This is a genomic window from Diaphorobacter nitroreducens (assembly GCF_002214645.1).
GTDB classification, from domain to species: Bacteria; Pseudomonadota; Gammaproteobacteria; order Burkholderiales; family Burkholderiaceae_C; genus Diaphorobacter; species Diaphorobacter nitroreducens.
Genome location: NZ_CP016278.1, coordinates 2,209,660 through 2,224,278 on the forward strand (window position 1 = coordinate 2,209,660; position 14,619 = coordinate 2,224,278).

Consider the following 14,619-nt stretch of genomic DNA (forward strand, 5'->3'; position numbering starts at 1 on the left):
GTCAAGAAAAATCGGGCGCCAGGCGCAGGGGCAAGACCCGCGCCGGCCGCAACCGGTCACTATAGAGTGCAACGCCCCGCGGCGCAGTCGCGTGGGCGCGAATCCCCACGCGCTCAGCTGGTGGTATCCCAACCCCCGCCCAGCGCGCGCACCAACCCCACCGTGCCCACGTACTGCGCTGTGCGCACCTGTAGCGCCTGGCGGCGGTTGCGCAGCTCGCTGCGGCGCGCATCCAGCAACTCCAATTGGCTCACCAGACCGTTGCGGTAGCGCGAATCGGACAGCTGCGTAGCGCGCGCCGCAGAGTGCACGGCGCGGTCCTGTGCCTGCGCCTGGCCGGCCAGCAGGCGCAGCGCGCTGAGCTGGTCTTCCACCTCGCGAAAGGCCGTGAGCACCTGGCCGCGGTGGGCGGCGAGCGCCCCTTCCAGCCGGGCGCGCGCACCCTCCTCCTGGGCGGCGCGCTGGCCGCCATCGAAGAGCGGCAGCGACAGCAGCATGCCAATGCCCCACGAACGCGCCGACCACTTGAACAGATCGCCCAGCTCTGGCGATGCAAAGCCCGCGCTGCCCGTGAGTGCCAGCGCGGGAAACCACGCCGCCTGCGCCACGCCCACGCGTGCCTGCGCCGCCAGCACCGCGGCCTGGGCCGCAGACACATCGGGCCTGCGCGCCAGGACCGTGCTGGGCACGCCGGGCGGAATCACCGGCAGCGCGGCCTCGACCGCCGCCGGTGGCAGCGAGAAGCCCGTGGCCACGTCGCCCACCAGCACGGCCAATGCATGCCGCAGCTGCGCCTGCTGGCGCTCCAGCGCCAGTGCCTCGGACTCGGTGGCCGCCACCTCCGTCTGCACGCGCGCCACGTCCAGTTCCGCCACGTCGCCCGCCTGGTAGCGGCGCTGCGTGAGGTACAGAGTGCCGCGGTAGGCTTCCAGACTCTCATCCACCAGCGCGCGCTCCGCCTGCAGCGCACGCAGTTGCAGATAGGTCTGTGCCACGTCGGCCTGCACCATCAGCCGCGTGCTCTGCAGCAGCGCGGCGCGGGCCTGGGCGTCCAGCCGCGCCGCATCGCTGGCGCGCGCCAGCCGGCCGAACAGATCCAGCTCGTAGGACACGCCCAGCCCCGCCGTTGCGAGCGTGGCAGGCTGCGTGCCATTGGTGGTGGTCACACCGGCCTGGCGTGAGACGTCGGCGTTGGCGCCCACCTGGGGCGCGCGCTCTGCATCTGCCGAGCGCAGCAGCGCGCGCGCCTCGGCCAGCCGGGCCGCAGCCTCCTGCACGCTGGTATTGGCCTGACCAGCGCGTTCGACCAGATCGCTCAGCACCGGATCCTGAAAACCCAGCCACCAGGCGCCGCGGGGCTGTGCCTCCGCGGGCGGCGCGGTCGTCCAGGCCGGTGCACCCTCCGTCGCCGCTGCGCTGAAGGCGGCGGGCACGGCAACGCCCGCGTGTTCCGGCGGCGGCGCCAGCGGAGCGCCCATGCAGCCTGCCAGCACCAGGGCCGCGGCCAGCGGCGCCAGCCGCGCGGGGAAAGCAAGGGAAAGCATCGTCATGGGGAATTCCTTTTTCATTCGTGCTGTCCACGCGGCGCGGCCGGCAGGGGACGCGCCGCGCCGCCGGCGCCGGCCTCTTCGATCAATGGCGCGGTATGGCTGCCGTGCTGCTGCAGCGGCCGGTTACCGGCCATGCGGCGCAGCGCCACGTAGAACACGGGGGTGAGGAAGAGGCCGAAGGCCGTCACCCCGATCATTCCGGCGAACACCGCCACGCCCATCGCGCTGCGCATCTCGGAACCCGCGCCAGTGGACAGCACCAGGGGCAACACCCCCATCACGAAGGCCAGCGAGGTCATAAGGATGGGCCGCAGCCGCAGGCGGCTGGCCTCGATGGCGGCCTGCATCGGCGTGCGGCCGGAAAACTCCAGCTCGCGCGCAAACTCCACGATCAGGATGGCGTTCTTGGCCGACAGTCCCACCAGCACGATGAGCCCGATCTGCGTGAACACGTTGTTGTCCCCGCCGCTGAGCCAAACGCCCGTCATGGCGGCCAACAGGCCCATGGGCACGATCAGGATGATGGCGATCGGCAGCGTGAGGCTCTCGTACTGCGCGGCCAGCACCAGGAACACCAGCAGGATGGCGATGGGGAACACCAGCACCGCGGAGTTGCCGGCCAGGATCTCCTGGTAGGTCAGCTCGGTCCATTCGAAGGAGATGCCCTGGGGCAGCGTCTCGGCGGCGATGCGCTCCACCGCCGCCCGCGCCTGGCCCGACGAGTAGCCGGGCGCCGGACCGCCGTTCACGTCGGCCGACAGGAAGCCGTTGTAGCGCATGGCACGCTCGGGGCCGAAGCTGGGCTCGATCCTCATCAGCGCCGACAGCGGCACCATCTCGCCCGTCGTGGAGCGTACCTTCAGCAGCGCCACGTCTTCCGCGCGGGCACGGAAGGCCGCGTCGGCCTGCACGCGCACGCTGTAGGTGCGGCCGAACTGGTTGAAGTCATTGGCATACAGGCTGCCCAGGTAGATCTGCAGCGTATCGAAGATGTCCGTGACCGGCACGCCCAGCTGGCGTGCCTTGGTGCGATCGATGGCGGCATAGAGCTGCGGCACGTTGACCTGCCAGCTCGTGAACAGGCCCGTCAGCTCGGGCGTCTGGTATGCCTTGGCCATGAAGGCTTTCACGGCCGCGTCCATGGCCTCGTAGCCCAGCGACGCACGGTCCTCGATCTGCAGCTTGAACCCGCCCGTGGTGCCCAGCCCCGCCACCGGCGGCGGCGGGAACATGGCGATGAACGCATCCTGGATGCCGCCGAATGCCTGGTTCAGCTGCCCGGCCACCGCCCCACCGCTCTGGTCGGCGCGCGTGCGCTCGGCGAAGGGCTTGAGCGTGGCGAACACGATGCCCGCGTTGGAGCTGTTGGTGAAGCCGTTGATCGACAGGCCCGGAAACGCGATGGCGTCTTCCACGTTGGGGTTCTTCTTCATGATTTCACCCATGCGGCGGATCACGTCGTCGGTACGGTCCAGCGTGGCGCCGTCGGGCAGCTGCGCAAAGCCGATCAGGTACTGTTTGTCCTGCGCCGGCACAAAGCCGCCCGGTACGGCCTTGAACAGGCCCCAGGTGACGCCCACCAGGGCCAGGTAAATGGCCAGCATCAGCGCCTTGCGCCCCACCACGCGGCGCACGCCGCCGCTGTAGGCCTGCGAGCCCCGGTGGAACACGTGGTTGAAGCGGCGGAAGAAACCGCCGAACGCACGGTCCATGCCGCGCGTGAGCGCATCCTTGGGCTCGTGGTGGCCCTTGAGCAGCAGCGCGCTCAACGCTGGCGACAGGGTGAGCGAATTGATCGCAGAGATCACCGTGGAGATGGCGATGGTCACCGCGAACTGGCGGTAGAACTGCCCGGTCAGGCCGCTGATGAACGCCAGCGGCACGAACACCGCCACCAGCACCAGCGCGATGGCGATGATGGGCCCGCTCACTTCGCGCATGGCGCGGTAGGTGGCCTCGCGCGGGCTCAGCCCTGCCTCGATGTTGCGCTCCACGTTCTCCACCACCACGATGGCGTCGTCCACCACGATGCCGATGGCCAGCACCAGTCCGAACAGGCTCAAGGCGTTGATCGAGAAGCCCAGCAGGTGCAGCACGGCGAACGTTCCCACCACCGACACCGGCACGGCCAGCAGCGGAATGATGGAGGCGCGCCAGGTCTGCAGGAACAGGATCACCACGATCACCACCAGCGCCACGGCTTCCAGCAGCGTCTGGATGACGGATTTGATCGACGCCCGCACGAACTGCGTGGGGTCGTAGGCGATGCGGAACTCCACGCCCTCGGGCATGTTCTTTTGCAGCTCTGCCATGGTGGCGCGCACGTTGGTGGAAATGTCCAGCGCGTTGGACCCCGGCGCCTGGAACACGCCCATGCCCACGGCCGGGTCGTTGTTGAGTAGCGAACGCAGCGCGTAGTCGGCCGCGCCCAGCTCCAGCCGGGCCACGTCGCGCAGACGGGTCACCGCGCCATCCTCGCCGGTCTTGACGATGATGTCGCCGAACTCTTCCTCGGTCGTGAGGCGCCCCTGCGCGTTGATGGACAGCTGCAGGTCCACGCCCGGCAGGCCCGGCGATGCGCCCACCACGCCGGCCGCGGCCTGCACGTTCTGACCGCGGATGGCGGCCACCACATCACTGGCCGAGAGGCCGCGCTGCGCGACCTTCTGCGGGTCGAGCCACACGCGCATGGAGTAGTCGCCGCCGCCAAAGATCTGCACCTGCCCCACGCCCTGGATGCGCGCGAGGCGGTCCTTCACATTGAGCACGGCGTAGTTGCGCAGGTAGTCGATGTCGTAGCGGCCGTTGGGCGAGACCATGTGCACGACCATCGTCAGGTCGGGTGCGCTCTTGACCGTGGTCAGCCCCAAGCGGCGCACCTCCTCCGGCAGCCGCGGCTCGGCCTGCGAGACGCGGTTTTGCACCAGTTGCTGCGCCTTGTCCGGGTCGGTGCCCAGGGCAAAGGTCACGGTGAGCGTCATCACGCCGTCGGTCGTGGCCTGGCTGCCCATGTAGAGCATGCCCTCCACGCCGTTGATGGATTCCTCCAGCGGCATGGCCACGGTCTCGGCGATCACCTTGGGGTTGGCGCCAGGGTAGGTGGCGCGCACCACCACGGAGGGCGGCGCGACCTCGGGGTATTCCGAGATCGGCAGCGCGCGCAGCGCGATCAGCCCGGCAAGAAAGATGAGCACCGACAGTACGCCCGCGAAAATCGGGCGGTCGATGAAGAAGCGGGACAGGTTCATGGTGAAGGTCCTTCGTTGCGCCGCCCCCCTCAGGCAGCGGGCTGCTTGGGCGTGGCGCGCGCCTGCGCGCCGTTGCCGTCCAGTTCGGCCTTGGCGGCCATGGGCACTTCCTGCGGCGCCACCTGCACGCCGGGGCGCACGCGCTGCAGGCCATTCACGACAATGCGCTCGCCGGCCTTGAGGCCCGAGGTGACGACGCGCAGCCCATCCACGTGCACCCCCAGGTGCACTTCGCGGTATTCGGCCTTGTCGCCCTCGCCCACCACCATCACGAACTTCTTGTTCTGGTCCGTGCCCACGGCGCGCTCGTTGATGAGCACGGCCGAGGAGCGGTGCGCCTGGCCCATGCGGATGCGTGCGAACTGGCCCGGCATGAGCGTGCCGTCGGCGTTGTCGAACACCGCGCGCACGCGCACCGTGCCGCTGCGGGCGTCCACCTGGTTGTCGATGAGTTGCAGGTGCCCCACGTGCGGCGTGCCACCCGTGGTGCCCGTGCCCATCTGCACCGGTATGCGGTCCACCGCGGCACGTGCGTTGCCACTGGAGCGCGTGCTGGTGCGCAGGTCTTCCAGCGCACGCGCAACCACCTGCTCGTCAGTGTCGAAGCTCGCATAGATCGGGCTCACCGAGACCAGCGTGGTAAGCACCGGCGCGCCGGCCCCCGCCGCCACCAGGTTGCCCACCGTGACCTCGATGCGGCCCACCCGCCCCGCGACGGGCGCGCGCACCTGCGTGTAGCCCAAGTTCAGCCGCGCGGTCTGCAGCGCCGCCTGGGCCGCGCGCAGGTTGGCCTCGGCCTCGCGCTGGGCGTTGGCACGCTCGTCGTGCTCGCGCTGGGCAATGGCGCGCTCTTCCCACAGGCGCGTGGCGCGCTCCATCTCGCTGCGGGTGTAGGACACGCGGGCCTGCGCGGCGACGACCTGGGCCTCCGCACGGTCCACCTCGGCCGCGTAGGGCGCAGGGTCCACGGTGAAGAGCAGGTCGCCCTGCTTCACCAGTGCGCCCTCGCGGAAATGCACCGCCTGCACGGCGCCCGCCACACGGGGGCGAATGTCCACGCGCTGCACGGCTTCCAGCCGGCCGGAGAACTCGTCCCACAGCGCAATGTCCTGCTGCAGCACGGCCGCCACCGAGACCGGCATGACCTGCGGGACCGTGCCGGTGGCGGGCGCCTCGGCATGCGAACTTTGCAGGCCCAGCACGGCTCCCCCGGCTACGGCCACGGCAAGGGACACGCCGGCGGCGGTCCACCAGCGGCGACGGGACGACGAGAAAAATGGTGAATTCATGGTGATTCCTCCAGGCCTTTCGGCAATCAACGACAGGCCGCTCGCAGTGCGCGGCGGCAGATTCAGGCAAGGCTTTCTCCTCCGGCACGCAAAGCCGGAACAACAGGGGCGGCGGGAACGCCGGGTTGGCGCTGGAGCGGGCTCGGCGCGCGGAAACTCACCGCGGGTGAGGATCAGGCGCCTCGCTCCTCCCTAAAGCCCGTACAGGGGCTGGATCACAAGGCTCAGCTCGATGCCGGACATCGCGTGGCCTCAAAGAAAAGCCGGAACTGCTCCTGCACCTGCACCGCGCAGGGGCAGGGATTCGTTCCGGGTTGCAGCAGGGCGTCGGGCCACTGCGCTGCTTGGGTGAAGACATGCCGCTTGACCGCAAGCCCCGCCGCTTCCAGGCGCGCGGCGTAGGCCAGCGCCTCGTCCCGCAGCGGATCGGTGTCGCCCACCAGCACCAGCGTGGGCGGCAGCCCCGCCAGCCGCTGCGCGGTACCGGGCACGGCGTAGGGATGCTCGGCATCGCGCGCGCAGCGGAAAAACTTCAGCCAGCCATCGGCCCACTTGCACGCCGTGGCTTCGCCCGTGGCGGCGCGCAGCGACGGCGTACCCACGCAGGGGTCCAGCATGGGCGACAGCAGGATCTGGCCGGCCAGCGGTGGATGCGACTGGTCGCGCGCCATCATGCTGATGCCTGCCGCGAGATTGCCACCCGCCTCCTCGCCCGCCAGATACACGAGCGCACCCGGCCCCGCCAGGCGCGAGCGGTGCTTGAACGCCCACTTGAGCACGGCGTAGCCAGTCTCCAGCGGCTGGGGAAACGGATGCGCCGGTGCCAGCGGGTACGCCACCGACACCACCCGCGCGCCCGCGGCCTCCAGCAGCCCACCCACGGTGCAACCGTTGTCGAGGTCACCCGACACGAATGCGCCACCATGGAAATGCACCACCAGTGGCGACGTCTCGCCAGCTTTCTTGCGTCCGTACATGCGCACGGCCACCTGCTGCTCCGTGGCCACCTCAATGGTGGTGTCGGTGCAGAGGGAGGGCGATGAGGGACGGGTGCTCTGGATCATGGTTGGGCTGGCCGGCAAGTCCGGTTGATGGGAAATGTAGCGAGGCGGGCAGCGCCGATAAATGGTGCATCTTTCACCGCACTGTTTCCGAATGCCGAACAATCGGCGCGCACGGTGCGTGTGAAAATCCGTCGGCCTCACAAGGGACAAGAGAAGGAGAAGCACATGGACCAGATACAGGCCATGCGCATATTCGCGCGGGTGGTCGAAGCTGGCACCTTCACGCGCGCCGCCGATTCACTGCAGCTGCCCAAGGGCACCGTGACCAAGCACGTCCAGGCGCTGGAGGAGCGCCTGCGCGTGAAGCTGCTCAACCGCACCACGCGCCGCGTCACCGTGACGGCCGACGGCGCCGCGTTCTACGACCGCACCGTGCGCCTGTTGGCCGACTTCGACGACATCGAAGCCAGCATGAGCCAGGCGCGCGCCAACCCGCGCGGACGTCTGCGCGTGGACGTGGGATCGTCGGTGGCGCGGCTGCTCATCGTGCCAAACCTGGCGCAGTTCCAGGAGCGCTACCCCGACATCCAGATCGACCTGGGCGTCAGCGACCGCACCGTGGACCTCATCGGCGACAACGTCGACTGTGTGATCCGCGGCGGCGAGCTGGCCGACCAGTCCCTGGTGGCGCGGCGCATCGGCAACCTGGAATTCATCACCGTGGCCGCGCCCGCCTACCTGGAGCGCTTTGGCGTGCCCGCGCACCCGCTGGACCTGGAGCGCAGCCACCGCACCGTGATCTACTTCTCGCCCGTTTCGGCGCGCCGCTACCCGCTGGAGTTTCACAAGGACGGCGAGGTGATCGAAACCTCGGGCCCCTCTCACTTGGCCGTGAACGAGAGCAACGCCTATCTGAACGCCCTCGTCGCCGGCCAGGGCGTGGGGCAGATCACCACCTTCCAGGCCCAGCAGCACTTCGAGCGCGGCGAACTCGTGCGCGTGCTGCCCGACTGGTCCCACCCCCTGCTGCCCGTGTACGTGGTGTATCCGCCCAACCGCCATCTGAGCGCCAAGGTACGCGCCTTCGTCGACTGGGCTGCGGAGCTGTTTGCCAACGAGCCGCTGCTGCAACACCAGTAGAGGCAATTGCTATATTTTTAATAGCTGTTGGCGCTTACCAAACAAGCGCTAGAGGGCAATTTCCTTCAAACCAGCGTTCGTGAGCGGCAAGCGCGTATGCTCGCCGTCCATGACCGACCAACCTGCAGCGCCCGCCCCACAACCACCCGCACAGCCCCGCAATCCGCTGCACGGCATCACGCTGGAGGCGATGGTCGTGGCGCTGCAGCAATACTTCGGCTGGGAGGGTCTGGCCAGCCGCATTCCCGTGCGCTGCTTCCAGAGCGACCCCAGCGTCGCCTCCAGCCTCAAGTTCCTGCGCAAGACGCCATGGGCGCGCGAAAAGGTCGAGGGCCTGTACCTGTTCATGCTGCGCGAGCAGCGGCGCAACGCATCGCGTTGACCGCGGGGACGGCCGCACTGGCGAACGTGCACAGCAGCTGGCGCATGCCGGCGCGCGGTTCGTCGCAATGCGCTGGAACGCCGACGGGCGGGCCGGCACAGTGGCTCCACGGACGGCATGGTGCCGCCGGCAGTGTCCCCACAGGAGCCCTCATGAACGCCTTGCATACGCTGACCTCGCAGGTCCCTTCCACGCGCCGCCCCTTGCTGCGCGGCGCCATCGCCAGTGCCGTACTGGCGCTGGCCGGCACCGCCACCACGGGCGCGCTGGCCCAGGTGCCGCAGCACGCCCCCGCGCCCCCGGCGGCACAGACGCAGGTGGCCACCATGCCCCATTCCACGCACGACCGTACCAACGCTGTCGGCCGCACACGCGCTGAAGTGATTGCCGAACTGCAATGCGCGCGCGAGTCGGGCGAGCTGGAGGCCAGCGTGCTGGCCCAGTACGGCCTGGTGCCCCCTGCCCGCCAGGGCGCGCGCGCGAACTGCGCGCAAGACGCCCAGAGCCGCCAGATGGCACAGGGCCAATAAACACCCCCCGGAGCCCGGGCCCGGAAGTGCCGGTCAGTCCGCCGCGGGCGCGAGAAAGTCCCTGCTGATGCAGCCGCCGAGTTCGTTCACGCGGTCCAGGAACTGCGTAAGGTAGGCATGCAGGCCGGTGGCCAGGATTTCGTCGATGCGGCCGTAACGCAGATCGGACAGCAGGCGTCCGGCCCGCCGCTCGGTCTCCCCCGAATGCTCATGCGCGACGGCGGCCAGGTTGTCCACCACCTCGTGCATGCTGGCATGCAGCGAACGCGGCATGTCCCGCCGCAGCATGAGCAGGTCGGCCACGCGCTCGGGCGTGATCACGTCGCGGTACACCTTGCGGTAGACCTCAAACGCCGAAACGCTGCGCAGGATGGCGCTCCAGTGGTAGAAGTCGGCCTCGGGCGTGGAACGGCGGGCATCACCCGCCAACCCATGGAAATCGCTCTGCACCGCATGGAACTTCACGTCCAGCAGCCGCGCCGTGTTGTCGGCGCGCTCCAGGAAGGTGCCCAGGCGCAGGAAGTGAAACGCCTCGTCCTGCAGCATGGTGCCCAGCGTGACCCCACGCGACAGGTGCGAGCGGTACTTGACCCATTCGAAGAACTGCCCGGGGTCGCGCTCGAAGGCCCCCTCGCGCAGCTGGCGTGACAGCTCCAGCCAGGTCTGGTTCAGCGTCTCCCACACCTCCGTGGTGAGGGCACCGCGCACGGCGCGCGCGTTCTCGCGCGCCGCGCGCAGGCACGCGGCGATGGACGACGGGTTGCCCTCGTCGCACACCATGAACCGCAGCACACCCGTGGCCGTGATCGCGCCCTGCCGCGCGGTGTAGGCGGGAATCAGCTCACTGATCGACAGCAGCCCGCGCCAGCCCTCCTGCGCCTGGGCATCGGACTGCGGCAGCAGGGAGGTCTCGTAGCTGACGTTGAGCATGCGGGCGGTGTTTTCTGCCCGCTCGGTGTAACGGGACATCCAGAACAGGTGATCGGCAGTGCGGCTCAGCATGTGGCCTCCTCGGCTTGGGCGGGCAGCAAACCCCGCACGCGCTGCGCGCGCCCGCTGTGTTGTGGCGCAAGCCCGCCTGCGGCGGACCTGTCTGCCCGCTCGGTGTAGCGGGACATCCAGAACAGGTGATCGGCAGTGCGGCTCAGCATGTGGCCTCCTCGGCTTGGGCGGGCAGCAAACCCCGCACGCGCTGCGCGCGCCCGCTGTGTTGTGGCGCAAGCCCGCCTGCGGCGGGCCTGTCTGCCCGCTCGGTGTAGCGGGACATCCAGAACAGGTGATCGGCAGTGCGGCTCAGCATCTCATTGACCTCCATCCTCATCCCCCAGCACCCAGGTGTCCTTCGTGCCGCCGCCCTGCGACGAGTTGACGACGAGCGAGCCCTCCTTGAGCGCCACGCGCGTGAGCCCGCCGGCCACCATCTGCACTTTTTGTCCACTGAGCACGAAGGGCCGCAGATCGATGTGGCGCGGCGCGATGCCCGCATCCACGTAGGTGGGACAGGTCGAGAGCGAGAGCGTGGGCTGGGCGATGTAGCCCGCGGGATTGGCGAGGAGCGCGGCGCGGAAGGCCTCGATCTCGGCGCGCGTGGCCGCGGGTCCGATGAGCATGCCGTAGCCGCCCGCGCCGTGCACTTCCTTGACCACCAGCTCCGGCAGATGCCCCAGCACGTACTGCAGGTCTTCAGGGCGGCGGCACATCCAGGTGGGCACGTTGGCCAGGATGGGCTGCTCGCCCAGGTAAAAGCGGATCATCTCGGGCACGTACGGGTACACCGACTTGTCGTCCGCAATGCCCGTACCCACGGCGTTGCAGATGGCCACGTTGCCCGCGCGGTAGGCCTGCATGAGCCCCGCGCAGCCCAGTGTGGAGGTGGGCCGGAACACCTGTGGGTCGAGGAAGTCGTCATCCACGCGCCGGTAGATGACATGCACGCGCTGCAGGCCGCGCGTGGTGCGCATGTAGACGACGTTGTCCTTGACGACCAGGTCCTGGCCTTCGACCAGCTCCACGCCCATCTGCTGCGCGAGGAAGGCGTGCTCGAAATAGGCGCTGTTGTGCATGCCGGGCGTGAGCACCACCACGGTGGGGTCGGCGCTGCTCCAGGCCGGCGCGCTGGCACGCAGCGTGTCCAGCAGCAGGTCGGGATAGTGCGCCACGGGGGCCACCTTGTGCAGCGCAAACAGCTCGGGAAACAGCCGCATCATCATCTTGCGGTTTTCCAGCATGTATGACACGCCGGACGGCACGCGCAGGTTGTCCTCCAGCACATAGTGGATGCCCTCGCCATCCGCGCCCGGCGCGCGCACGAGGTCGATGCCCGCGATGTGCGCGTACACGTCCTGCGGGACGTCCAGGCCCACCATCTCGGGACGGAACTGCGCATTGGCCAGGATCAGGTCGGCAGGCACGATGCCTGCGCGCAGGATGTCCTGGCCGTGGTAGATGTCGTGGATGAAGCGGTTGAGCGCCGTGACGCGCTGCACCAGGCCGCGCCGCATGCGGCGCCATTCCTGCGCGGGGATGATGCGCGGAATCAGGTCGAAGGGGATCAGCCGCTCGGTCCCGGCGCCCTCCTCGTCCTTGTCGCCATACACGGCGAAGGTGATGCCCACGCGGCGGAAGATCACCTCGGCCTGCGCGCGGCGGGCCTGCATGGCGTCGGCCGGCTGCTGCGCCAGCCACTGGCCGTAATGCCGGTAGTGCGCCCGCACGTCGCTGCCCCCGAAGGGCAGCACGGTGTACATCTCGTCGAACTGCTGCATGCGGCGTGCCTCCTGCACCCAGGATAGCAAGTTGCAGGCCGGGCAACGCTACGGCTGCGGCAAAAGTGACGCCTCGGGCACGCGGTGGTGCCAGTAGCGCCGCGTGGCCTCTCGTTCACAGTGCACGGCCAGCGGCGCATCGGATACCCAACGCGCCGCACCGCAGGGCGGCGACTGCACGAGCAAGACGCCGCGCTGCTGGTAGCGCGCCGCCACGTCGGGCGCGGGGTGGCCGAAGCGGTTGCGGTAGCCGGCCTGCACCAGCGCGGTGCGCGGCTGCACGGCATCCAGGAATGGCGCGCTGGACGAGCTCTTGCTGCCATGGTGCGGCACCAGCAGCAGGTCTGCCACCAGCGCGGCACCGCCACCTACCAGCGCCTGTTCCTGCGCGCGCTCGATGTCGCCCACCAGCAGGGCCACCGCACCGCCGGTCTTGTCACTGGTCCCCGCGGCTGCGATGCGCAGCACACAGCTCGTGGCATTGGACTTCGGCGCACGGGCGCCCGGCCCATCGCCCGCATCGCGCGGCGGGTGCAGCACTTCGAAAAGCACGCCGTCCCAGTTCCAGTGCTGGCCCGCCAGGCAAGGCTCGGCGGGCCGCAGGGCCTGCAGTGCATGGTCGGCCTCAATCGACCCCAGCAGGCGTGCCTGCGGCTGTTGCGCCAGCACTGCCGCGGCGCCGCCGGTGTGGTCGGTATCGCGGTGGCTCAATACCAGCAGGTCCAGCCGTTCGCCCAGCGCGCGCAGGAGGGGCACCAGCACGCGCTCGCCCGCGTCGCTGTCCTGGTGGTAGCGCGGGCCGGCGTCGTACAGCAGCGCATGGCGCGCCGTGCGCACCAGCACGGCCTGGCCCTGGCCCACGTCGGCGGCCAGCAGCTCGAACTGCCCCGGCTGCGGGCGCGCGGACTGCCACCACAGCGCCGGCAGCAGCAGCGCAAGGCCCAGGGCACGTACGCCCCACGGCAGGCGCAGCGCCAGCAATACGCCGCCGGTCACGGCTGCCGCGCCGGCCCACAGCGGGGCCATGGGCAGAGCGACCTGCGCCCAGGGCCAGGCTGCCAGCCACTGCAGCAACACCGACAACGCCTGCACGCACCACGCCGCCGCCTGCCACAGCGGCGCCCACAGCACCCCCAGCAGCGCCAGCGGCGTGACCACCAGCGTGGTCCACGGAATCGCCACCAGATTGGCCAGCAGCCCCACCAGCGAAACCTGCCCGAACAGCAATAGCGTGAGGGGCGTGAGCGCCAGCGTCACCACCCACTGTTCACGCAGCAATGCATAAAAACGGCCTGCAACGCCTACGGGATAAGCGCTAGCAGCTCCCAAATCGGTAGCAAACAGCACAGCCACGGCCACAAAGCTCAGCCAGAAGCCCGGCTGCAGTAGCGCCCACGGATCGACCGCCAGCACCACCGCGCAGGCCAGCAGCCACACCTGCGGCCAGGGCCAGCGCCGCCCCGACAGGCGCAGCAGCGCCACCGTGGCCAACATGCACACCGTGCGCTGCGCGGGCACGCCCCATCCGCTGAAGAGCGCATAGGCAGCGGCCAGCAGCACACCGCCCACCAACGCCGCCGTGGGCGCGGGCACGGCCAGGCACAGGCGTTGCGAGCGGCGCCAGGCCCGGTCCAGCAGTGCGGCCGCAAGCCAGGCAAACAGCGTGATGTGCAGCCCCGAGATGCTCATGAGGTGGGCCACGCCCGTGGCGCGGAACACATCCCAGTCCGCCCGCTCGATGGCGCGCTGGTCGCCCGTGACCAGCGCCGCCACCACCCCGGCCGCACGCTGGCGGGCTGCATCCTGCGCAGGGTCCACCAGCGTGCGCACGATGGCGTCGCGCACCCGCTGGCGCAGTTGCTCTACGGGGTGGCGCCAGGTGGCGCCCAGCCGCTCAGGCGGGCCGTGCAGCGCATCCAGCCGCGCGCTGGTACGCACGTAGCCCGTGGCCTGCACCCCTTGCTCCCACAGCCACAGCTCGTAATCGAAGCCGTTCGGATTGCGCCCGCCGTGCGGCGCCTTCAGGCGCACGGTCAGGCGCCAGCGTTCACCGGCGCGCACAGCGGGCGGTGGACTGTCCGCGCCTGACTCATCACCCAGCCCGCCGGCATACCAGGTCAGGTCGATGAGCGGCGGCACGCGCACGGTCGCACCGTCCAGTTGCGCCGCCTCCACTTCCAGCCGCAGGCGCAACCCGGTCTCGCGCGGCTGCGGCATGGCGGCAACCACGCCCGTTACGCGCAGATCACGCCCCTCCAGCGCCGGCGCCAGAGACTGCTCCAGGAAGACCGCAGCGCGCATACCGCACAGCCCGTACATCAGCACCGCGGCCAGAATCGCCACGCCGCTGCCGTGCCAGCGGCGCGGGCCGCGCACACCGGCCCACCAGGCGAGCGCCCCGGCCGCCAGCAACGCGCCAACCATCAACCCCGCATAGGACGGCCAGGGCCACAGCGCAGGCTGCTGCAGTTGCAGCGCCACGCCCACCACCCCCGAAGCCAGCGCCATGGGCAGATGCCAGGACCGCACCACAGGCACGCGAGCGACCGGCACGCGAGCGGACGCCGTCGCCACCCGCGCGGCGGTGCTCCCTCCCTGCTGGTGCTGTGGCCCTTCGGGCGCCCACTGGTCCATGGCCGCATGCTATGCGAACGCACGCGGTGAACGCTCCGCCGGCGTGGCGATGTGCAACACTCGCCCGGTCCCACGCC

Annotated in this window: 11 protein-coding genes and 1 pseudogene; 3 read left to right on the forward strand and 9 right to left on the reverse strand. The window is 69.8% G+C overall.

What is annotated here, in order from left to right; all coding sequences use genetic code 11:
- Positions 1–113: 113 nt before the first annotated feature.
- The 4 genes from BA022_RS10310 to BA022_RS10325 form a co-directional block, all read right to left on the reverse strand.
- Positions 114–1,550, reverse strand: coding sequence for an efflux transporter outer membrane subunit (locus BA022_RS10310; RefSeq protein ID WP_088887447.1), 1,437 nt, complete (start codon positions 1,548–1,550; stop codon positions 114–116).
- 14 nt (positions 1,551–1,564) lie between these two features.
- The gene (locus tag BA022_RS10315; protein ID WP_088887448.1) at positions 1,565–4,798 is read right to left on the reverse strand and encodes an efflux RND transporter permease subunit; all 3,234 of its coding nucleotides are present in this window, start codon (positions 4,796–4,798) and stop codon (positions 1,565–1,567) included.
- A gap of 29 nt (positions 4,799–4,827) precedes the next feature.
- The gene (locus tag BA022_RS10320) at positions 4,828–6,087 is read right to left on the reverse strand and encodes an efflux RND transporter periplasmic adaptor subunit (protein WP_187305960.1); all 1,260 of its coding nucleotides are present in this window, start codon (positions 6,085–6,087) and stop codon (positions 4,828–4,830) included.
- Between the two features lie 224 nt (positions 6,088–6,311).
- Positions 6,312–7,151 carry an alpha/beta hydrolase gene (locus BA022_RS10325; protein WP_015912669.1) on the reverse strand — a complete coding sequence of 280 codons (840 nt, stop codon included), beginning with the start codon at positions 7,149–7,151 and terminating at the stop codon, positions 6,312–6,314.
- 165 nt (positions 7,152–7,316) lie between these two features.
- On the opposite strand from BA022_RS10325, the gene BA022_RS10330 reads away from it, so the two are divergent.
- From BA022_RS10330 to BA022_RS10340, 3 genes are all read left to right on the forward strand, one after another.
- Entirely contained in the window at positions 7,317–8,231 is a 915-nt protein-coding gene (locus BA022_RS10330; protein WP_088887450.1) for a LysR family transcriptional regulator, read from the forward strand.
- Positions 8,232–8,340: 109 nt separating this feature from the next.
- Positions 8,341–8,613 (forward strand): VF530 family protein, encoded by a 273-nt coding sequence (locus tag BA022_RS10335; RefSeq protein ID WP_088887451.1) that lies wholly within the window; start codon positions 8,341–8,343, stop codon positions 8,611–8,613.
- A gap of 152 nt (positions 8,614–8,765) precedes the next feature.
- On the forward strand, positions 8,766–9,143 hold the full coding sequence (locus tag BA022_RS10340; RefSeq protein ID WP_088887452.1) for a hypothetical protein: 378 nt from the start codon (positions 8,766–8,768) through the stop codon (positions 9,141–9,143).
- A gap of 33 nt (positions 9,144–9,176) precedes the next feature.
- Here the strand turns inward: BA022_RS10340 and BA022_RS10345 are convergent, their stop codons facing one another.
- From BA022_RS10345 to BA022_RS10365, 5 genes and pseudogenes are all read right to left on the reverse strand, one after another.
- Positions 9,177–10,145 (reverse strand): alpha-E domain-containing protein, encoded by a 969-nt coding sequence (locus tag BA022_RS10345; protein ID WP_011804459.1) that lies wholly within the window; start codon positions 10,143–10,145, stop codon positions 9,177–9,179.
- Positions 10,139–10,294: an alpha-E domain-containing protein gene (locus tag BA022_RS19480; RefSeq protein ID WP_088887453.1), complete on the reverse strand. Its 156-nt coding sequence runs from the start codon at positions 10,292–10,294 to the stop codon at positions 10,139–10,141. Before BA022_RS19480 ends, BA022_RS10345 begins: the two co-directional genes overlap by 7 nt.
- 80 nt (positions 10,295–10,374) lie before the next feature.
- A pseudogene (locus tag BA022_RS19650) lies at positions 10,375–10,443 on the reverse strand (alpha-E domain-containing protein); the annotation flags it as partial.
- 1 nt (position 10,444) lies between these two features.
- Entirely contained in the window at positions 10,445–11,908 is a 1,464-nt protein-coding gene (locus BA022_RS10360; protein ID WP_088887454.1) for a circularly permuted type 2 ATP-grasp protein, read from the reverse strand.
- A gap of 48 nt (positions 11,909–11,956) precedes the next feature.
- Positions 11,957–14,542, reverse strand: coding sequence for a DNA internalization-related competence protein ComEC/Rec2 (locus BA022_RS10365; protein WP_418236083.1), 2,586 nt, complete (start codon positions 14,540–14,542; stop codon positions 11,957–11,959).
- Positions 14,543–14,619: the final 77 nt, after the last annotated feature.